The sequence below is a fragment of the Corallococcus silvisoli genome, from assembly GCF_009909145.1.
Classification (GTDB): domain Bacteria; phylum Myxococcota; class Myxococcia; order Myxococcales; family Myxococcaceae; genus Corallococcus; species Corallococcus silvisoli.
The window spans coordinates 191,895-212,961 of sequence record NZ_JAAAPJ010000017.1 but is presented as its reverse complement, the minus strand read 5'-3'; the positions used below and the strand labels follow the sequence as shown (position 1 = coordinate 212,961).

14 protein-coding genes are annotated in these 21,067 nt (G+C 69.6%); 8 read left to right on the top strand and 6 right to left on the bottom strand.

Annotation, left to right across the window (positions count from 1 at the left end):
- Window positions 1-170 precede the first annotated feature (170 nt).
- The 3 genes from GTY96_RS29475 to GTY96_RS29465 all read right to left on the bottom strand — a co-directional run bounded on the left by GTY96_RS29475 (window position 171) and on the right by GTY96_RS29465 (window position 3,445).
- Entirely contained in the window at window positions 171-1,478 is a 1,308-nt protein-coding gene (locus GTY96_RS29475) for a glycerophosphodiester phosphodiesterase family protein (RefSeq protein ID WP_235685956.1), read from the bottom strand.
- A 176-nt stretch (window positions 1,479-1,654) separates the two neighbouring features.
- Window positions 1,655-2,659 carry a hypothetical protein gene (locus GTY96_RS29470; protein WP_161666478.1) on the bottom strand — a complete coding sequence of 335 codons (1,005 nt, stop codon included), beginning with the start codon at window positions 2,657-2,659 and terminating at the stop codon, window positions 1,655-1,657.
- Window positions 2,660-2,773: 114 nt separating this feature from the next.
- A complete protein-coding gene (locus tag GTY96_RS29465; protein ID WP_255442710.1) occupies window positions 2,774-3,445 on the bottom strand; it encodes a TetR/AcrR family transcriptional regulator in 672 nt (223 codons plus the stop codon).
- A 59-nt stretch (window positions 3,446-3,504) separates the two neighbouring features.
- Between GTY96_RS29465 and GTY96_RS29460 the strand changes: the two genes are divergently transcribed.
- The 5 genes from GTY96_RS29460 to GTY96_RS29440 are packed head-to-tail and all read left to right on the top strand — an operon-like array spanning window position 3,505 to window position 10,928.
- Window positions 3,505-5,199 carry an acyclic terpene utilization AtuA family protein gene (locus GTY96_RS29460; RefSeq protein WP_143905961.1) on the top strand — a complete coding sequence of 565 codons (1,695 nt, stop codon included), beginning with the start codon at window positions 3,505-3,507 and terminating at the stop codon, window positions 5,197-5,199.
- A 29-nt stretch (window positions 5,200-5,228) separates the two neighbouring features.
- Entirely contained in the window at window positions 5,229-6,395 is a 1,167-nt protein-coding gene (locus GTY96_RS29455; RefSeq protein WP_161666477.1) for an acyl-CoA dehydrogenase family protein, read from the top strand.
- A gap of 12 nt (window positions 6,396-6,407) precedes the next feature.
- A complete protein-coding gene (locus tag GTY96_RS29450) occupies window positions 6,408-7,286 on the top strand; it encodes an SDR family oxidoreductase (RefSeq protein ID WP_143905965.1) in 879 nt (292 codons plus the stop codon).
- A 1-nt stretch (window position 7,287) separates the two neighbouring features.
- The gene (locus GTY96_RS29445; RefSeq protein WP_161666476.1) at window positions 7,288-8,904 is read left to right on the top strand and encodes an acyl-CoA carboxylase subunit beta; all 1,617 of its coding nucleotides are present in this window, start codon (window positions 7,288-7,290) and stop codon (window positions 8,902-8,904) included.
- An 11-nt stretch (window positions 8,905-8,915) separates the two neighbouring features.
- Entirely contained in the window at window positions 8,916-10,928 is a 2,013-nt protein-coding gene (locus tag GTY96_RS29440; protein ID WP_161666475.1) for an acetyl/propionyl/methylcrotonyl-CoA carboxylase subunit alpha, read from the top strand.
- A 305-nt stretch (window positions 10,929-11,233) separates the two neighbouring features.
- On the opposite strand, the gene GTY96_RS29435 is transcribed toward GTY96_RS29440, so the two are convergent.
- Entirely contained in the window at window positions 11,234-12,823 is a 1,590-nt protein-coding gene (locus GTY96_RS29435) for an amidohydrolase family protein (protein WP_143905971.1), read from the bottom strand.
- Window positions 12,824-12,969: 146 nt separating this feature from the next.
- Window positions 12,970-14,397: a hypothetical protein gene (locus GTY96_RS29430; RefSeq protein ID WP_161666474.1), complete on the bottom strand. Its 1,428-nt coding sequence runs from the start codon at window positions 14,395-14,397 to the stop codon at window positions 12,970-12,972.
- Between the two features lie 219 nt (window positions 14,398-14,616).
- Between GTY96_RS29430 and GTY96_RS29425 the strand changes: the two genes are divergently transcribed.
- From GTY96_RS29425 to GTY96_RS29415, 3 genes are all read left to right on the top strand, one after another.
- Window positions 14,617-15,174: a biotin transporter BioY gene (locus GTY96_RS29425; RefSeq protein ID WP_255442711.1), complete on the top strand. Its 558-nt coding sequence runs from the start codon at window positions 14,617-14,619 to the stop codon at window positions 15,172-15,174.
- Window positions 15,175-15,356: 182 nt separating this feature from the next.
- Entirely contained in the window at window positions 15,357-16,619 is a 1,263-nt protein-coding gene (locus tag GTY96_RS29420) for a PQQ-dependent sugar dehydrogenase (protein ID WP_186002082.1), read from the top strand.
- 151 nt (window positions 16,620-16,770) lie between these two features.
- On the top strand, window positions 16,771-19,455 hold the full coding sequence (locus tag GTY96_RS29415) for a galactose oxidase-like domain-containing protein (protein WP_235685955.1): 2,685 nt from the start codon (window positions 16,771-16,773) through the stop codon (window positions 19,453-19,455).
- A 73-nt stretch (window positions 19,456-19,528) separates the two neighbouring features.
- Here GTY96_RS29415 and GTY96_RS29410 read toward each other — a convergent pair whose 3' ends face one another.
- A complete protein-coding gene (locus GTY96_RS29410) occupies window positions 19,529-20,680 on the bottom strand; it encodes a TIGR03118 family protein (protein WP_161666472.1) in 1,152 nt (383 codons plus the stop codon).
- Between the last annotated feature and the right edge of the window lie 387 nt (window positions 20,681-21,067).

The window sequence follows — 21,067 nt, the reverse complement described above, 5'->3', positions numbered from 1 at the left end:
GGCCTTGGGCCGCCCCGGTGTTCGCGGTTGTCCCGGAGGCAACACGCCACTCCCTCCGCGGGCTCCACCTTGTTCCACCCGGTCCGTGGGGCTGCTCGTCCTGTTCGCGCGAAGACCCGGAGCGGGCGGCCCGTGAAGGCCGGCCCGCCCGGGCATCGCCGTTCGCGAGGTTAGAGCCCCATGCAGTTCGCGTAGTACGTCACCGTGCCGGGCCAGTCGCTGAAGACGCCGATGACTCCGACGTGCCGGGCGAGCACGTCGAGCGCGACCAGCATGTCGCCATCGTTGTTGATGGCCGGAGCGACGGACTGGAAGTAGAAGCCGCCGCCATTCTTCAGCAGGCCGTCGCGCTCGAACGACCAGGTGATGATGTCCAGGCCCGCCGCCCGCGCCGCCTTCGCATACGCGGACGGGACGATCTTCCCCTGCGCGTCCAGCGTGAGCAGCACGTAGATGGGCGGCGCGATGACCTTCACGCCCGAGTCCACCAGCTCGTCCATGCTGGGGACCCAGGTGGTCGGGTTGTTCGGGTCGAAGCGGGTGCCGGGGATCTCATAGCGGCCATCGAGGTACACCGCCTGCTTGCCGAACCGGGGCTCGTGCTGGATCCAATACAGCACGTCGTCGCGGTCGAAGGACTGCGGCCAGACATCGCTCGGGGAGACCCGGGCCTGCTTGTACTCGTCGATCATCTGCTGCGCGTACTGCTGCTGCGTGTACTCGCCCTGGAAGGGCATGGGGACGCTGGGGGCCTTGAGCTCGGGGGTGAACTTCGTGCCCAGCTTCTTGAACAGCTCGATGCTCTCCCGGTGGGAGAGGACGGTGCCGCAGGTGGCGTACAGATCCGTGCGCCACTTCGCCGTGCCGTCCAGGTACTGGGCGACGGTGGTCGCGGCAGGGTTGGCGGCATCCATCTTTCCGCAGAGCTGCTTGAACTCGGCGAGCGTGATGTCGCTGGTGCAGCAGAGCGCCGACGCGGGGCGCCCCACCGCCGGGTTCGCCGGCTGGAAGGGCTGCGTGCACTTCGCCGCCAGGGAGGGGATGGAGAGGATGTTCGTGGTGGTGTGGAGGTCACACTGCGAATGGCGGCACACGAGCTGCCGGTCCTTCGTGAAGGTCACGTCGCACTCGAGGATGCCGGCGCCCATGCGGGCCGCGGCCTCGTAGGACTCCTTCGTATGTTCGGGGAACTGGAGCGGAGCGCCCCGGTGGCCGATGGAGAACTCCGTCTTGGAGAACGGGCCCTCGGAGCATTGCTGGAGCTTCCACTTGAGGGGGCTCTCGTCCATGTCCTCGACCAGGTAGTACGGGCGGGGTCCTACCTGGACGTTGAGCCGGCGCGAACTCCCGCGTCCGGAGGACTCCGAACTCCGCCCGACCGCCGCGGAGTCATCATCCCTGGCGAAGGCGATGGAGGGGACGGCAAGACAACTGGCGATGGTCACGACGGCGAGTGACATCAACCTCGTCGGGGTCATGGGCGCGCGGCTCCTGACAGGAGTTCGGGGGAGTGAAACCGCGCGCACCTTGCACCGGGGGGCTGTTCCTCTGCGTCACGAGTCGGACACGTTTTACAGGCAAAGCGGTTACGACATTTTCGGCAAGGAAAGCCTGATTGGGGCAGGGGCCTCGACCGTGAGGTCAGGGACTCGCGCTAGCGGACCTGTCCCTGGCTGTTGGCGATTCCCGAGGCGCGCAGCGCGGTGACCAGGGAGGTCTTCCCGTCCACGAGCGTGACGGGGATCCGCTGGCCGCCCATGGGGACGGAGCCCAGCCCCGCGATGCCCGTTGGCAGCTTGAGGCCGCTGGGCCGGGCACCCTCGAGCTGCATCATCTTGTCGAAGGTCGCCTGGGACGTGCAGACCATCCCCTTCAGGTTGTTGGTGAGGGGGACCTTCTGCCAGTGGAGCTGCTCGTTCTGCTCCTTGGGGGCCGTGCCCGCCACGGTCCGGTTGAAGTTGTCGTTGCGGGACGCCTCGGACTGCTTCCCCCAGAGGGGCTTCGTGCGCTGGAGCGGGTTTCCATCCTTCGCGAGCTGAGCCTGGTCGTGCTTCGTCGCGCCCGGCACGAGCCCCATGTTGTCCGTGGAGGAGGCGCGCCAGGAGTGGCCGGGCCTGGTCAGCACCTCGGGGCTGAGGATCATCTGCACCTTGTCGTCGTTGCTGCCGACGCCGAGGCCCTTGGACGGCCAGTCCTTCTGCTCGGTGCCCACCGCGCGGGTGTAGACCGCGAGGGCGCCTCCGCCGTTCTTGTCGGCAGGCCGGCTGTACTTCGCCTCGGGGCCCAGCCGGTTGTAGGCGGAGCGGAGCTGACGGCCACGGAGCGCGCTGTCGACGAACTCCGGGCTGATGCCGTGGGTGAGGCAGGAGGCCTGCTCCAGGTTGAGCGCGGGCGCATCCTTCTTGTTCGGAGCCATCGCGGGGGCTGCGCCCTGCGTGAAGCCGACAGCGTGGGAGGGAGGCTGGGCGTGGTGGGCACCGGCCACCGGCGTGGAGAAGGCGCTCGTCCCCTGGTGGGTGTTCGTCCCGGTCGCCTGGTTTGGCGCGGCCGTGTTCGTCGCGGGCGGGATGACCGCCGGCGCGGGCCGCGGCGCCTCCGACCGGGCTTTGACGAGGTGGGTGGGCGGCGGGTTGATAGGCTTTGGGATCCGGGTCGGCATGGCGGCTCTCCATCTCCAATCGGTGGACGCCAGCAATGCCTATCACCCCGTCCGCTCAAGGACGAGACGACGGGCGGGCCCATGTGTGTGCTGCCCTACAGCTCGCATCGCGCCTCAGCCGGCCTGGGGGGAGCGCTTGGGCGTGAGCTGTGCTTCGAGCGTCCGCGCCCAGTGGGCAATCACCTTGCGGCGCCGGGCGGTATCGTCGTGGAGCAGGTTCGCGAGCGCCAGACCGCGCAGAAGGTCGAGCGTCGCGCGCACCGCCTCACGGACGTCGCGGTCTCGCTCATCGAGGCCGAGCAGCTCGACGGTGATCCGGTGCACCTCCCGGCCGACGTGCGTCTCGAGCGGCAGCAGCATCGCCTTCAGCTCCTCATCCGCCACGGCCGCCACCCAGAGGTGCGTCGCGGCCGTGAAGAGCGGACCGGCGTAGACGTCATGCAGCAGGTTCAACAGGGGCTCGATGCGTCGCCGGCTCTCCGGCAGGCCCTTCGCGCGTCGCGCGAGCTCTTCAATCTGCTGGTGGAAGACGTGCTCGACGGCCGCCGCGACGAGGGCCGTCCGCGTCGGGAAGTGGTGCTGACAGGCGCCCCGCGACACCCCCGCCCGCTCGGCGATGGCGCCGGTCGTCGCCCCGGCCCAGCCCTTCTCCACGAGCACCTCGATGGCGGCCGTCATCAGCTTCTGCCGCGTCACCCGGCTGCGCTCCTGCTCCTGCCTCGTCGTGCCGCTGGCCGTGCCGCTCATGTCCCCACCCTGTTGCGCGGCCTGGAAAAAAGCAATCACGATTGCTTTCTTTCGGAGCGAGGGGTACAGACTCAACACCCACGGTCACGGGAGGAACGATGGACGCTCGCTCGTTGCGCATCGGCAATGCATCCGGCTTCTACGGCGACCGCTTCTCCGCGTTCCAGGAGATGCTGGAGGGGGGGCCGCTGGACGTCCTCACCGGCGACTACCTGGCGGAGCTGACGATGCTCATCCTGGGCCGCGACCGGCTGAAGAACCCGGCGGGCGGCTACGCCAGGACGTTCCTGCGCCAGCTGGAGCAGACGCTGGGCCTCGCGGTCGAGAAGAAGGTCCGCATCGTCGCGAACGCGGGCGGCCTCAACCCGGCGGGGCTCGCGGCCGACCTGCGTGCGCTCGCCGCGAAGCTGGGCCTGGCCGTCCGCGTCGCGCACGTCGAAGGGGATGACCTGGTCGGGCGCGCGGAGGAGCTGGGGTTCGACCAGCCCCTCACGGCGAACGCGTACCTGGGGGGCTGGGGCATCGCGGCGTGCCTGGACGCGGGCGCGGAGGTCGTCGTCACGGGGCGTGTGACGGATGCCTCGCTCGTGGTCGGCCCCGCGGCCTCGCACTTCGGCTGGAAGCGCCATGACTGGGATCGGCTCGCGGGCGCCATGGCCGCCGGCCACGTCCTGGAGTGTGGAGCCCAGGCGACCGGCGGCAACTTCGCGTCCTTCAGCGAGTTCGACGCGCGCCTGCCCGGCTTCCCGCTCGCGGAGATCTTCGCGGACGGCTCCAGCATCATCACCAAGCACCCAGGCTGCGGTGGCGCCGTCACCGTCGACACCGTCAAGGCCCAGCTCGTCTACGAGATCACCGGCGCCCGCTATGCCGGACCCGACGCCACCGCGCGCTTCGACACCATCGCGGTCGAGTCCGCGGGCCCGGACCGGGTGCGCCTGTCGGGCGTGCGCGGTGAGCCGCCTCCTCCTGACGTCAAGGTGTGCCTCAACCGGCTGGGGGGCTTCCGCAGCGAGGCCAGCTTCGTGCTCGTCGGACTGGACATCGAGGAGAAGGCCGCGCGCGTGCGTGCGCAGCTGGAGGCCACGCTCGACCCGCGGCCGGCCGAGCTCGTCTACACGCTCGCGCGCACCGACCACGCCGACGCACCCACGGAGGAGCAGGCCGCCGCGACGCTGCGGGTCGCCGTGAAGGATGCCGACGCGAAGGTCGTGGGCCGCCACTTCAGCAGCGCCGTGGTGGAGCTCGCGCTGTCCAGCTACCCCGGCTTCTTCCTGCCCACGCTGCCCGGCGACGGCGCTCCCTTTGGCGTCTACACGCCGGCCTTCGTCGATGCGCGGAAGGTGCCGCATGTCGCGGTGCTCCCGGATGGGGCGCGCGTCGACGTGGCGCCGCCAAACGAGACGCGCGGGCTCGAAGCGGCCCCCGTGCCGGCGCTGCCGGCGCCACTGGCCCCGGGGCCCACCCGCCGCGTGCCGCTCGGTCAGGTGGCCCTGGCCCGCAGCGGGGACAAGGGCGGGGACGCGAACATCGGCGTGTGGGTCCGCACGGAGGCGGCCTGGCACTGGCTCGTGCATGCCCTCACGGAGGAGCGGCTGCGGGAGCTGTTGCCGGAGACGCGCGGGCTCACCGTCCACCGGCACGTGCTCCCGAACCTGCGCGCCCTGAACTTCGTCGTCGAGGGCCTGCTCGGAGAGGGCGTCTCGTCGTCCACCCGCTTCGATCCGCAGGGCAAGGCGCTTGGCGAGTGGCTGCGCGCGCGCCACGTCGACGTACCCGAAACGCTTCTCTGACCCTTCTCCCGCGCGCACCGAGGAAACCCATGCCGCAGACCCAGGAACACCGCGCCATCCGCCAGACCGTCCGCAAGTTCGTCGAACAGGAGCTGAACCCGCACGTCGATGCCTGGGAGGCCGCGGAGATCTTCCCGGCGCGAGAGGTGTTCGGGAAGCTGGGGGAGCTGGGGCTGCTCGGCATCACCAAGCCGGCGGAGTTCGGCGGGCTGGGGCTCGACGCATCGTTCTCGGTCGCCTTCGCCGAAGAGCTGGGCCACTGCACCTGCGGCGCGCTGCCCATGGCGATCGGCGTCGTCACCGACATGGCGACGCCCGCGCTCGCCCGCTTCGGCAGCGATGCGCTGCGGCGGGAGTTCCTGGCGCCGACGCTCGCTGGCGAGCGCGTCTGCTCCATCGCGGTGAGCGAGCCCGGCGCGGGCTCCGACGTCGCGGCGGTGACCACCACCGCGCGCCGCGACGGTGACGACTACGTCATCGACGGCAGCAAGATGTGGATCACCAACGGCATGCAGGCGGACTGGATCTGCCTGCTCGCCAACACGGGTGACGGGCCGGCGCACGCGAACAAGTCGCTCATCATCGTGCCAATGGACAGCCCCGGCATCACGCGCTCGAAGATCCGCAAGCTGGGCATGTGGGCCTCCGACACGGCGCAGCTCTTCTTCGACGGCGTGCGCGTGCCGGTGCGCTTCCGCGTCGGCGACGAGGGGCGCGGCTTCGTGATGCAGATGCAGCAGTTCCAGGAGGAGCGGCTCTTCGTGGCGGCCAGCACCCTGGCCACCTTCGACCGGCTCATCGCGCAGACGGCCGACTACACGCGGCAGCGCAAGGCCTTCGGACAGTCGATCCTCGACAACCAGACCGTGCACTTCAAGCTCGCGGAACTCCAGACGGAGGTCGAGGCGCTCCGAGCCCTCATCTACCGGACCGTCGACCTGTACATCGAGAACAAGGACGACCCGGAGGTCGTGAAGCTCGCTTCGATGTGCAAGCTCAAGTCGGGCCGGCTCGCCCGGGAGCTCGCGGATGGGTGCCTTCAGTTCTGGGGCGGCATGGGCTTCACCTGGGACAACGACGTCGCGCGGGCCTACCGCGACCTGCGCCTCGGCTCCATTGGCGGCGGAGCCGACGAGGTGATGCTGGGGATCATCAGCAAGGCCATGGGCACCCTGCCGCGCAAGGCGCGGGGCTGAGGAGAACGCACGATGGGATACCGTTCAGTCTTCGCCCCGGATGCCTTCGCGGGCCGCACCATCCTCGTCACCGGCGCTGGAAGTGGCATCGGGCGGTGCACGGCGCATGAGCTCGCTTCGCTCGGCGCGCACGTCGTCCTCGTCGGCCGCAAGCCGGAGAAGCTTGCTCGCGTCGCCGGAGAGCTCTCCGCCGAAGGCCATGCGTCCACGCAGCACGCCGTCGACATCCGCGACGAGGCCGCGGTGCGCGCGATGGTGGCCGCCGTCGTCGAGGCTCGCGGCCGGATCCACGGGCTGGTGAACAACGCGGGCGGCCAGTTCCCCTCGCCGCTCTCGCAGATCTCCAAGAAGGGCTTCGAGGCGGTCGTCGCGACGAACCTCACCGGGGGCTTCCTGGTCGCGCGCGAGGTCTTCACGCAGTCCATGAGCGAGCATGGCGGCGCCATCGTGAACATGCTTGCGGACGCCTGGAACGGCATGCCGGGCATGGGGCACTCGGGCGCGGCGCGCGCCGGCATGTTCAACCTCACGCAGACCGCCGCCGTCGAGTGGGCCTCCTCCGGGGTCCGCGTGAACGCCGTGGCGCCCGGCTGGGTCGCCTCCAGTGGCCTCGACACGTACGAGGACCCGGGGGTCCGCGCGCTCATCCCCCTGCTGCGTCGGCAGGTCCCCCTGCACCGGCTCGCCACCGAGGCGGAGGTGAGCGGCGCCATCGTGTTCCTCCTCTCCGACGTGGCGGCGTTCATCACCGGCGAGGTCATCCGCATCGACGGGGGCGCGTCCTGCAACACGAAGGTGTTCCCGCTGGAAGAGCACTCGAAGTCGAAGCCGTATGACGGTTTCCACCTCGCCGCCGCGCCGAGCATCCTCGACGGCCCGAAGGAGCAGTGACGTGCCGACGCTCGTCTCCCGCATCGACCCGGCCTCCGCCACCTTCACCTCGCAGCGCAAGGAGCTGCTCGACCGGGTGGCCGAGCTGCGCGCCATCGAGCAGAAGTCGCGCGACACCGAACAGCTGGCTCGCGAGAAGTTCAAGCAGCGCGGGCAGGTCCTGCCGCGGGAGCGCCTGGCGCTCCTGCTCGACCGGGGCTCGCCCTTCCTCGAGCTCTCCACGCTCTGTGGCTACAAGCACCACGACGACAGCGACGGCTCGCTGGCCGGGGGCAACACCGTCATTGGCATCGGCTTCGTCTCCGGTGTGCGCTGCCTCGTGTTCGTCAGCAACTCCGCGGTGAAGGGGGGCACCGCGACGCCCTGGGGTGTCCAGAAGGCGCTGCGCGCGCAGGAGATCGCGCTCGAGAACCGGCTGCCGGTCGTGTCGCTCGTGGAGAGCGGCGGCGCGAACCTGCTCTACCAGCAGGAGATCTTCATCCCGGGCGGGGAGACCTTCTACAACCAGGCGAAGCTGTCCGCGGCGGGCATCCCTCAGGTCACGGTCGTCCACGGCTCCAGCACGGCCGGGGGCGCGTACATCCCGGGGCTCTCCGACCACGTCGTCATGGTCCGGGGGAAGGCGAAGGTGTTCCTGGCCGGCCCGCCGCTGCTGCTCGCGGCCACGGGCGAGGTCGCCACGGACGAGGAGCTGGGCGGCGCGGAGATGCACGCGACCGTGGCTGGCACCGCGGACCACCTCGCCGAGGACGACGCCGACGGCATCCGCATCGCGCGGGAGATCGTCGCGTCGCTCGGATGGAATGACGCACAACCCCCGCCCACGCGCTCCTCCTTCGAGCCTCCCCGCTACGCGGCGGAGGAGCTCTGCGGCGTCGTGCCCGGCGACCACCGGCGGCCCTACGACTGCCGCGAGGTCATCGCGCGGCTCGTGGATGGTTCGGACTTCGCCCCCTTCAAGGACGACTACGACGCGCTCACCGTGTGCGGCTGGGCGCGCATCGAGGGCCGGGCGATGGGCATCATCGGCAACAACGGGCCCATCACGCCGAGGGGCGCGACGAAGGCGGGGCAGTTCATCCAGCTCTGCTGCCAGGCGCGGACGCCCATCGTCTACCTCCAGAACACGACCGGCTACATGGTGGGCACCCAGTCGGAGCAGGGGGGCATCGTGAAGCACGGCGCGAAGATGTTGCAGGCCGTCGCCAACGCGACCGTGCCCCAGGTCACGATCCTGCTGGGCGGTGCTTTCGGCGCGGGCAACTACGGGATGTGTGGCCGGGCCTTCCACCCGCGCTTCATCTTCGCCTGGCCGAACGCGCGCACGGCGGTGATGGGCGGCGAGCAGGCCGCGAAGGTGCTGTCCATCGTCTCCGCCGAGAAGGCCCGGCGCGCGGGCCAGCCTTTCGACGAGGAGGCGATGCGCGAGTTCTCGCGGCCGCTCGTGGAGCAGTTCGAGCGCGAGTCGGATGCCTTCAACTGCAGCGCGCGACTGTTCGATGACGGCGTCATCGACCCTCGGGACACGCGGCGGGTGCTGGGGTTCGTCCTGGCCACGTGCGAGGAGTCCTCGCGCCGCGCGCTCTCACCCAACACCTTCGGCGTCGCCCGGTTGTAGGGAAGGGAACCATGAAGCGCATTCACAAGGTGCTGGTGGCGAACCGGGGAGAGATCGCCGTGCGCGTGCTGCGGACGTGCCGCCGGCTCGGCCTGCGCACGGTCGCCGTCTTCTCCGACGCGGACCGGGACGCCCCCCACGTGCGGCTCGCCGACGAGGCGGTGCGCCTGGGGCCCGCGCCCGTGCGGGAGTCGTATCTCTCCATCGAGCGGGTGCTCGCCGCGGCGAAGGCGTCCGGGGCCAACGCCATCCACCCCGGCTACGGCTTCCTCTCCGAGAACGAGGACTTCGCGCGCGCGTGCGCGGAGGCGGGCCTCGTGTTCATCGGGCCGCCCGCGGAGGCCATCGAGCTGATGGGGAACAAGCGGCAGGCGAAGCTGCGCATGCAGGCCGCCGACGTGCCGTGCATTCCCGGCTACGAAGCGGCCCGCCCCGGCGAATCGCTCGACGACGAGGCCCTGGTCCGCGAGGGCCAGCGCATCGGCTTCCCGGTCATGGTGAAGGCGGCGGCGGGCGGCGGTGGGCGCGGCATGCGCCTCGTCCGCGAGCCGGGGGCGCTGCTGGACGCCATCCGCTCCGCGCGCTCGGAAGCCACGAACGCCTTCGGCAACGGCGAGCTCATCCTGGAGCGGGCCATCGAGGGGGCGCGCCACGTCGAGGTGCAGGTCTTCGCGGACGCGCACGGCAACGCGGTGCACCTGGGGGAGCGGGACTGCTCCATCCAGCGGCGTCACCAGAAGGTGGTCGAGGAGAGTCCGTCTCCGGCCGTCACGGCGGCGCTGCGCGAGCGCATGGGGGCCGTGGCGGTGCAGGCGGCCCGCGCCATCGGCTATCGCGGCGCAGGCACCATCGAGTTCCTGCTCGCGCCGAACGGCGACTTCTTCTTCATGGAGATGAACACCCGCCTCCAGGTCGAGCACCCGGTGACGGAGCTCGTGACGGGGTTGGACCTGGTGGAGTGGCAGCTGCGGGTCGCCGACGGCGATGCGCTCCCGCTGACGCAGCCGGAAGTGACCTTCCGTGGCCATGCCATCGAGGTGCGCCTGTGCGCGGAGGATCCCGCCAACGGGTTCTTTCCCCAGACGGGGCGGCTGCTCGCGTGGGTTCCCCCGGCGGGGGAGGGCGTCCGCGTCGACCACGGCGTCCGCGAAGGCCAGGACATCACGCCGTTCTACGACTCCATGCAGGCGAAGCTCATCGCGCATGGGCCGGACCGCGAGACGGCGCGTGAACGGCTGGCCGCGGCCCTGCGGGAGCTGACGGCCTTCGGCGTCACGACGAATGGAACCTTCCTCCAGCACATCCTGGCGCATGAGGTGTTCCGCTCCGGCCGGTACGACACGGGCTTCGTCGGCGCGCACATGCCCCCGGAGACGCTGCGCGCGCAGGGACAGGCGTCCTCGGAGGAGCAGGCCGTCCTGGCCTCCTTGCTCTTCCACGACGACGCGATGGCGCTCGCGGAGCGCGGAGGCTTCGACGCGACGCTCGCGGGCTGGAGCAGCTCCCAGGCCCTGCCGGTGCCGGTCGTGTTGAATGACGGGGCAGGGGAGTTCCGCGCTTCGGTGCGGCCTGTCGCGCCAGAGCAGTACGAGGTCCGCGTCGGCGATGCCGGCGTCACGCTCGCCCTGCGCTGGCTCTCCGCCGGAAGCGCCGAGGTCGAAGTGGCGGGGAGGCGCCGCGCGCTCGGGTACCGGCGCGCGGGAGGCACCTTGTGGTGCTCGCTCGATGGCGTCACGCGCCATCTCCGCGACGTCTCCTTCCGGCCCCCCTCCGAGCGCGAGCGGGCCAGCGATGGCCGCCTGCGCGCGCCGATGGACGGCCGCATCATCCGGGTGAGCGCCGAGGTCGGCGCGACCGTGAAGCGGGGCGACGTGCTGGTGGTGCTCGAAGCGATGAAGATGGAGTCGTCGCTCGTCGCGCCGACCGATGGCGTCGTCACGGCGCTGAACGTCACGGTCGGGGCGCAGGTGCCCGCACGTCACGTCGTCGCGGTGGTCTCGCCGGAAGGAAACGAGGCCGCGTGACGAGAAGCCCGCTGCCCCGGCCTGGCGCGGGACTCTCTGGAAGGCCCACCCGGCTCACCCCCACGCCCTGACGGGCGGAGCGGCGCGCACGATGCCTCCGACCCAGGAGGAGACATCATTCATCGTTCGGCCCTTCGCTGGCCGGAGCGGACAGCGCTCGTCGGCGGAGCGCTGGAGTCTCGGCACTTCGAGGACGTGGGCAGGGGAGGGGAGCGGCGAGGGGCGTCCCTCGCGAGCTCCAGGCCCGGCCCGCTCCTGGGGCCACTGCCTTCGCGCCCCCGGAGTGGAGGCGCGAAGGCGCTGCCTTACGGGGCGATGCCGCGCTCGAAGGTGGCCAGCTGGAGCTCCAGCTTCCACTGCAACGCGGCGCGCTTGTTGGCGGCGAGGAAGCTCTCGCAACGGGCGGAGGCCGTGCCCTGCTCCGGCTTGTCGGCGACGCAGGCCTCCACGGTCTTGGTGAAGGTGTCCCGGGCGGCCCAGAGGCTGTCGCCCTCAGCGAACGCGTGCTCCAGGCTGGCGCGCGCCATCTGCTTGAGCGTCTTGTAGTCGAGCCGCTGGTCGGTGGCGGCGGCGACGTACTCCTGGGTGATGTCGCCGCGCAGGATGCCCGAGTCGTCGGTCGACAGGGCGACCGGCACGTTGTTCTTCAGGTACGCGGCCAGCGGGTGCGCCTCACCCGACATGCCCAGCAGCACGCGGTTGGAGGTCAGGCAGATCTCCACCATCACGCCCGCGTCGTGCATGTCACGCAGCAGGTCCGCGGCGCCGTCACCGGCCGTCTCGCCCAGCACGTCCGCGCCGTGGCCGATGCGCTCCGCGTGGGCCTTCTCCACGGCCTCCCGGATGTGGAAGTTCAGGTGCTGCTGGTCCTGCGCCGTGAGCACCGCCGGGATGAGCTCCCCGGCGTGCAGCGAGACGTGGACCAGCTTGCGGCCGACCTCCTGGTCGTTGAAGTCGTCGAGCGTGCCCAGGGCGAACATCTCATCCTGGTAGAAGGCCAGGGAGTTGGCGTTCTCCTCCGGCGACACGAGGTTCACGCCGACGATCTCAGGCACCTTCTGGGCCAGCTCATAGGCATACACCCACTGCCCGAAGACGTTCGTCCGGTCCGCGGTGCGGTTGGCGGAGACGATGAGGCGCACCTCCACGCCGCAGCCCGGGTCTGGCTGGGCCGTATCGCAGCCCATCAGGAGGCGGGCGCCCTTCAGCGTGTTCGCGATGCTGGTGGTCTGCGCCGTCAGCGCGCTCTGGAAGTCCGGCAGCGCGATGAGCTGCTGACGCTTGGCCAGCAGGGTCGGCTTGTCCCAGACGTCCGTGGACGTGAAGAGCGGCGTGGCCAGGCTGCCACCCCGGCCCGCGCCAAAGCCTTGCATCAGCTCCACGTAGATCTGGTGGTGCTTGCCCGCGCGCGACAGGATGTCCGCGTAGCTGTCGTCATTGCGGGAGTCGAGCTGCACGGCGCCGTACTTGCCGAAGGCGTCGAAGAAGTGCTGGTGCGCGGCGAGCAGGGGTCCGGGGTGGTTCTCCATGGACCAGGCGCTCATCACGGCGTCGCGGAGGGCGCGGTCGCTCTCCGTCTGGGAAAGGGGCACCGAGCCGGCCGCGCACGGGTTGCTGGCGACGTAGGTCGTCGTGTCCACGCAGGCGCCGTCCTCCGCGCCCCACGCGATCAGCTTCTCGGTGGTGATGGCGCCGGAGGTGTGGCTGTGCAGGTCTCCGCCCTTGGGCATGTCGAACAGGAAGGTCCCGAGCGCCGTGGCGTCGCCGCGCAGCGACTCCATGTGCTCATTGACCCGCTCCTCTCGCGTCTTCTCAACAGGCGGGAGGGGATCCTCTTCACTGCAAGCGCTCAGGCCGAGCGCGGCGACGATGGCGAAAGTGGAAAACCGGATCATGGCGGAAGTGGCAATCCTTGTGAGGGTGCGGGGGCGCTCCGTACAGGTTGCCAAGGAGAACGTGAAGATATTTTCTGCTCTATCCAATTTTTCTCGAATGCGTATGAGAATGGATTCAAGAGAGACCCAGGTCCAGTTGCGTCAGGTCAGCGCTTGCCCAGGAGGCCCGAAGGGCTCCACTCCAGGACCTTCAAGTCGAACCCGGCCTGCCGCTTCCCGGCGATCCAGTCCTCCAGCGCGCTCCGCGCCGAGGCCTCGTCGCCGAAGCGCTCTTGCGAACCGTCGCGGGTGATCAGGGTCGCCCCTTGCACGATGGCGGACGTGTACTCCGCCTTGGGCCCGCCGTGCTTCGCGAACTCCCGTTCGAGCGGCCCCCGGCCGGGAATCTCAGACGTGACGCGCAGGAAGTCTCCCTCGTAGCGGGCCTCCAGCCGTCGCAGCTCGAGCACGGCCGCGTCGGCGGTGCCGAAGGCGAAGCGGAACGTCCTCATCGACCCGTTGTTGGTGCCCGCGTGCAGTTGGATGACGGCGCCGAAGCGCTCGAGCTCCAGGAAGAGGTCGCCCCGCTTGCGCCAGAAGGTGGCGCGCTCCGAGGCGCGTTGCTTCACGTCGAGGGCTGGCGGCGCGTCCTTCCCGAAGAACTGCTTGCCGTCGAAGATCTGCAGGGGGAAGTTGCCCGGGCTCAGCAGCCACACCTCGCCGGTCTTCCGCTGCGCGTAGATGACATGCTTCGCCCGTGCCTTCTTCGACGCCTGGGCCGCGATCCCTTCGATGTCGAGGCCCTCCAGCTCTTCGGCGGTGGGGGCGTCCGGCTCGCGCGTCTGCCGGGGCTGGGGCGCGTCCGTGAAGGCAGGCTCGCTTCGTCGGATGCGCTCGAAGAGTGCGTCGTGGTGGATCTCTCCAAGGTCCAGGTCCCAGAGCGCGGGGAGGAGGAAGGTGGACGCGAGCGAGGCGGCGTCGTCCCCGGAGCGTCCATTCTCCAGGTGATGCTCGGCGTGGACCTGCCCGTAACAGGCCACCTCGTGATCATTCTCATCGAGGAAGCGCGTGCTGAGGTCGCCCGCCACCACGAGGCTGTCGTCGTTGTAGACGCCCTGGATGACATCCCGGACCTGGAGGTCCCCGAGGACCAGGACGTTGCCCGACGTCTGGAGCCCCCACGCTGAACAACGGCCGAGGACCACGAGGGTCGAGTCCGGCCCTTGGTCCTCCAGGACGCCCGCGACCTCCAGGTCGCCGAGCACGATGAGAGGGCGGGTGACGAGCAGCGAGCCAGGCGCCCGCGCGTTGCCCGTGACGACCCGGGTCTCCGAGACGGAACCGTCGAGCACCGCGTCCTCGGGCGCCAGGACCTCGCGCAGCACCAGGGCCGCGAGGCCAACGGGCGAGAGGGGACCGGGGCAGAGCGCCTGGATGAGCGACGCGGGCGTCAGCGAATCCTCCTCGTCAAAGACCTGGGCGAGCGATTCGACCGTGGGCTCGCCATGGTGCGAGAGCGCGTCGAGGACGGCCCCGTCAAGGCGGGTGAGGGTGGCCTCCGCGCGGGGAAGAAACTCGGTCTGGGTCAGAGGCATGCGCGCATCCTAGCTGCGCGAAACACAGTCAGGGCGTCCCCCGTGCGGTGCTTCTTGTCCCGGAGGGGCCACGGACGCCTCACTGGCGGGGTCTCGCGCCTTGCAACGGACCTCGTCCTCGCTGAGCATCGGTCCGTGTTTTCACTTCCCCCGGCGTCGTCACGCGACTCGAGCGCGAGCGCCAGTCCTCCACCCCCTCGCGTCCTGGCCGACGCCTTCGTGCGCACGCGCGTTCACGAGGGCGCGCTCGTGCTTGGCGCGGCGCTCTGCACCGCGGTGCTCGCGCAGGTCGCCATCGCGGTGCCGGGCTCACCGGTGCCCATCACGGGACAGACGCTCGCGGTCGTGCTCACGGCCGCGGCGCTCGGGCCCGGGCGAGGCATGGCCGCGCAGCTCGTCTATCTCCTGCTGGGGGCGGTGGGTCTGCCGTTCTACGCGAAGGCGGCCAGCGGTTGGGGCTCGCTCGTCGGACCGACGGGGGGCTACCTGGTGGCCTTCCTGCCCGCGGCCTGGCTCGTGGGCCTCGCCGCGCGCCGCGGGCTCGACCGGCGGCCGTGGACGGCGGTGGCCGTCTTCCTCGTGGGGCAGCTCGTCATCCTGTGCATCGGCATGGGCTGGCTCCAGGTGGCGGCCTCGCTCGATCTCGCGACCGCCTTCCACAAGGGCTTCCTGCCCTTCGTTCCAGGAGGGGTGCTCAAGGCCGCCATCGCCGCGCTGAGCACGTCCCTCGCATGGCGGCTCGCACGGGCTCGCGCTTCTCGCGCCATGGCTCGGTGAACCCAGGTCCAGGGCGCGCTCTTGACAGTGAACACTGTCGGGGAGCGCCCCCTCCCTCCAGGGCGGCTCCCCGGCTCGCGCGTGTTCGGACACGCACAGCGGCATGAGGCCTTGGGCCGCGCGTCGCGCTCGCGGTGATTAGCTGCCGCGCGATCCACCAGCCGCCCCCAGAGGAGAGCCCCATGCGCCTGCGCGCCGCCCTGATGACCCTTGCCTTCATGTCCCTCCTGTCCTTCGCGGGGCCAGCGCGAGGACAGGAGTCCGTGGCGCCCACGGACCCGAGCGGCGCTCCGGTCCCGGGTCCAGCCGAGGGCGCCTCGCCACAAGCCTCTCCCACGGCGTCCCAGTTCCCCCCGGCCTTCCCCGGCCAGACGAACGCCCCCGCCGTCACGTCACAGACCCGCTATCAGGTCACGGAGGTGGCCTCGGGCTTCAACTACCCCTGGGCCGTCGCCTTCCTGCCCGACCGGCGGATGCTGGTGACGGAGAAGCACACCGGCAACCTCTTCATCGTCACGCCCGAGGGCGTGAAGTCCCCGCCCATCGCCGGCCTGCCCCCCGTGGATGGCAGGGATCAAGGCGGCCTGCTGGACGTGGAGGTCTCGCCCGACTTCGCCACGAGCCGCCTCATCTTCTGGACCTATTACGAGCCTCGCGCGGCCGGCAACGGGCTCGCGGTGGGGCGCGGGAAGCTCAAGGAAGGCGCACAGCCCCGCATTGAAGCCTTGCGGATCATCTTCCGCATGAAGCCCACGCTCGACTCGACGATGCACGCGGGGGGGCGCCTGGTGTTCCATCCCGACGGCACCTTGTTCGTCACCCTGGGGGAGCGCTCCATCCTCCCGGGCCGCGTCCAGGCTCGAAAGCTGAACAGCCACTTCGGGAAGACGGTCCGCATCAACCCTGACGGCACGGTGCCCGCGAACAACCCCTTCGTGAATCGCAGCGACGCACGGCCGGAGATCTACTCCCTGGGCCACCGCAACGTCCTGGCCGCCGCGCTCGACAGCCAGAACCGCCTCTGGGAGGTGGAGATGGGGCCGCTTGGCGGCGACGAGCTCAACCTCATTGGCGCGGGCAAGGACTATGGCTGGCCCACCATCGGTTACGGCAGGGAGTACTCCGGCGCGCCCATCCATCAGAGCGCCCAGGGCCCGGGCATGGAGCAGCCGGTCTACTTCTGGGATCCGGTCATCGCTCCCTCCGGGATGACCATCTACTCCGGGAACCTCTTCCCGGAGTGGAAGGGCAACTTCTTCATTGGCGGGCTGGCCGGTCACGCCCTGGTGCGGCTGGTGATGAAGAACGACCGGGTGCAAGGCGAGGAGCGGATGCACCCCGCGGGGAACGCCCGCATCCGCGACGTCGTGCAGGGCCCCGAAGGCGCGCTCTATCTGCTCACGGACGATCCGAACGGCCGACTGCTCAAGATCACGCCGCGCTGAACGTCCTCCGCCGCGTCACTGTCCGCCCGGCGTCGTTGCTCCTGCCTGGAGAGCCGATGGTGTACGCAGTGCGCTTGTCTACGATGGCTCGCACTCGCAACCAATACACGGGGGGTGGACTGTGCTGTTCCGTGCGTGGCGTTTCGCAGTCATGGCTGTATGGGCATTCACGGCGACGGCCGGGGCACAGTCCCTGGACCCGGCGGTCGCGGGTCAATGGACGCCCGTCCAGAACTGGCCCTATTCCGCGGTGCACACCCACCTGCTGCCAACCGGCAAGGTGATGTTCTTCTCCGAGTTCGCGGACGGTGACAACCCGACGCTGTGGGACCCGCAGACCAACGTCATCACGGCCCTCCCCAAGGCGGGCTACAACATCTTCTGCGCGGGGCATGCCTTCCTGCCGGACGGCCGCCTGCTCGTGGCGGGGGGGCACATCACGGACGACTCGGGGCTCCCCTACGCCACCATCTTCAACCCCTTCACCAACACCTGGACGCGGCTGCCGAACATGAACGCCGGCCGCTGGTACCCCACCGTCACCACGCTCCCCAACGGGGAGATGCTGGTCATCGGAGGCGCCAAGGAGGACACGAGCAAGAACCTGATTCCCCAGGTCTGGCAGCCGTCGAAGAACGCGTGGCGCAACCTGACCGGCGCGAGCCTCGAGCTCATGTACTACCCGTGGATGTTCGCCGCGCCCAACGGCAAACAGTTGATGGCGGGCTACTGGAAGCCCGCGCGCTTCCTGTCCACCGACGGCACGGGTTCGTGGACCACCGGGCCTCGCACCCAGTACGCGAACAGCCGCAACGCGGGGAGCGCGGCCATGTATGACGAGGGGAAGGTCATCATCACCGGCGGTGACAATCCCCCGACGAACAACGTGGAGGTCATCGACCTCAACGCGGCGAATCCCGTCTGGCGCACGGTGGCCCCCATGAAATACGTGCGCCGCCAGCACAACTCCACGCTCCTTCCCGACGGGACCGTGCTCGTCACCGGCGGCCACAGCGGCCCGGGGGTCGACAACCCCCGGTTCCCCCGCTTCGAAACCGAGCTGTGGAACCCCACCACCGAGACCTGGTCCGAGCTCGCTCCCAGCTCCGCCTATCGCGGGTATCACTCCACGACCCTGCTCCTGCCGGATGGGCGGGTGCTCTCCGCGGGCAGCCGCGGCATCCGCACCATGCAGGTGTTCTCTCCGCCGTATCTCTTCAAGGGCACCCGACCCACCATCACCGCCGCGCCCGCGTCCGTGGCCTACGGCGAGAAGTTCCAGGTCACGACGCCCAACGCCGCGGCCATCTCCAAGGTGTCCTGGATCCGGCTGGGCTCCGTCACCCACGCGTTCGATGAGAACCAGCGCTTCCAGTGGCTGAAGTTCACGGCCGGCAACGGCGTGCTCACCGTCACCGCGCCCACCAGCGCGAACGGGGCCCCGCCGGGCCACTACATGCTGTTCCTGCTCAACGCCAATCGCGTCCCCTCGGTGTCGAAGATCATCCGCATTGGCGGAGGCACCTCGACGTCGGACCCCACGGACCCGCCGCCCAACTCCGGGTTCACCGCGGTGGCCTTCGGCGCGGAGTGGAAGTACGACGACCGCAACGTGGACCCGGGGCCCGGATGGACCTCGCCCACCTTCGATGATTCCTCCTGGAAGAAGGGGCCGGGGCAGCTCGGCTACGGCGACGGTGACGAGGCGACGGTGCTGACCGCGACGACGCCGCGCCAGCCCAGCGTGTATTTCCGCCACAAGTTCATGCTGCACGGCATGGTGGACGCGGCCACGCTCAAGGTGCTGTATGACGATGGCGTCGTGGTCTGGCTCAACGGCACCCAGGTGTTCTCCAAGCTGGTGGACAACATCGCGCACAGCGCCTACGCCCAGGGCTCCAGCGTCGACAACGCGATCAGCGAAGGCCCCATCCCCGGCGCTCGCTTCGTGATGGGGGAGAACACGCTGGCCGTCATGGTGAAACAGGCGAACGCGACATCCAGCGACATCTCCTTCGACCTGGAGCTCAAGGTCGTCACCGAGGAGGATGCCCACTCCTCGCTCCTCCTGGAGAGCCCCAACGGCGGAGAGACGCTGCGCCCTGGAAACGTCCAGACGCTGCAATGGATGACCCACGGCGCGGGCATCAACACCGTGCAGCTCCAGTTCTCGCCCAACAACGGGAAGGACTGGACGACCGTCAAGACGGGCATCCCCAACACCGGCTTCTATGACTGGACGGTGCCGCATACGGAGACGTCCGCGGGCCTGCTGCGGATCGCGGACTCGGCGCGGTCGGACGTCTCCGACCAGACCGACGGGGTCTTCACCATCTCCGCGAGCCCGAAGTTCCAGGCCATCGCCTTCGGTGAGTACTGGAAGTTCGATGACCGCAACGTGGACCCAGGCAGCGCCTGGACGTCGCTGGCCTTCAACGACAGCGCGTGGCGTTCGGGCCCTGGCAAGCTTGGCTACGGGGTGGGGGACGAGCACACGATGCTCAACAAGACGAACCCCAGTCAGCCGACCCTGTACTTCCGCAAGAAGCTCACCCTGGTGGACGCCATCCGCTCCGCCAGCATCCGCGTGACGCATGACGATGGCGTGGCGATCTGGGTGAACGGAAAGCCCGTGTACTCCCGGTACATGGACAACGGCTTCGCCCACGGGGTCTTCGCGAGTGGCATCTTGAAGGACCCCATCACCAGCACGGCCACCTTCGACGGCGCTCCCTTCGTGGTGGGCGAGAACATCATCGCGGTGATGGTGAAGCAGGCGAACGGGGAGTCACACGACGCGGCGTTCGACCTGGAGCTGAACCTGGAGGCGAAGTAGCAACGCCGGATGCGCCCGGGACGTGACTCCCCGGGCGCATCCGCTGGACTCCCCCCTGACGCGACCGCGCGGCTCAGCGCTTGGGACGGAAGGGGACGCGGGTCGAGGTCGTGGTGGTCACGTCGAGGCGACCGTACAGGCCGTGGCTCTCCATCCCCGGGCCCGCCGTGAAGAACAGCGTGTCGATGGGCTGGTTCTGGAGGCCATTGCCGAAGCTGAGCGCCCAGAGACCATCAATCGCGATCGGCTTCCCGCTGCTGTCCTGGAGCTGGGCGTCGAAGGTCCCCGTCGCGGCGTCGAAGGCGTTGATGGTCCCGTCGCCGAAGTTGCCCACCAGCAGGCGCCCGGCGAACCGCCCGAAGCTGGCCGGCGCCACGGCCATGCCCCACGGCGCGTTCAGGTTGCCCGCGGAGACCAGGCGGCGGATCAGGTTGCCGTTCGGGTCGAAGACGTTGACGTAGCCCAGGCCCGCGCCCGACACGTTGTCACGCATCTGCTCGTCCTGCTGCGCGTAGCTCACGTAGAGGTCGCCGTTGATGTTCTGGATGCCGAACGGCGCGAAGCCGGCGGGCAGGTTCGGGTCGGTGAAGTTTCCGCCGAGCGTGGCCGGCGCGAACGTGTTGTCGAACACATCCACCTGCCCGTTGTGGAAGTCGGTCGCGTAGAGATAGGACGCCGTGCCGTTGTTCGCCACGGCGACGCCCTTGTAGACCGAGTTCTTCCCGGAGTTGTCCACCGTGAGGATGGCGTTGGCCGGAGCGGCCAGCGGCGACCAGGCCGCCACGATGCCCTGCTCCGTCACGAAGATGAAGCGGGCAGCCCCACTGGCGGTCCCCTGGGAGACCACGAAACCATCGGAGCCGTTGTAGGCGACGCCGGTGGGGCTCGAGGGCGCCGTGGCGCCCGTGGGCACCGGGATGGTGACCACGAGCGGCTGCGCGTTCCCATCGCCGTCATAGAGCGTCGCCACGCCCGTCCCGTTGTCGGCCACCCACGCCACGCCGAACGGATTGAAGGCGAGCCCCCAGCTGTTGATCAGATTGGGATCGGTGTGGTCCGCGGCGGCGGCACCGTCGGAGACGAGGTTCTTCTGGGTATAGGCGTTGGGAAGGTCAGTGGGTGCCTGGGCGTACGCCGCTCCAGGAAGTCCCACGACGGCAAGCGACAGCCCCAGCACATACCCGCCATACCGCAGCCCCAGTTCGCGAATCGACGTTGTCCTCATGGTTCCCCCCTCGAGATGTCGTGCTGCTGCGAACTTCTCTTCTGGTTGAAAGCTGAGAAGGGTGGGCCCACGCCGCAATCGGCCCTGTTGCGCCGAGAAATGATTGCCAGTGCGTATTGCCCACCACTCAACGCGCTGAAGGGGGGTCGAAGCCCGCTCCGAAACACATTCCGGCGCGCGCCGTATCAGGGGGCCTTCATGTCCAGGTGGGGTGTCGCCTGGAATTCTCCGCGGCGATACCTGACGCAATGCCTGTCGGATGGCGGACCCGTTTCAGGTCAGCCCGGCTCGCCCTCGATGCATGGTTGGTTATTCGTGCATTCCATGGATGCCGGCGGTCCCTGCGACAAAAGGTATTTCGCCGGGCCGCCGGCTCGCGAGTCGAGC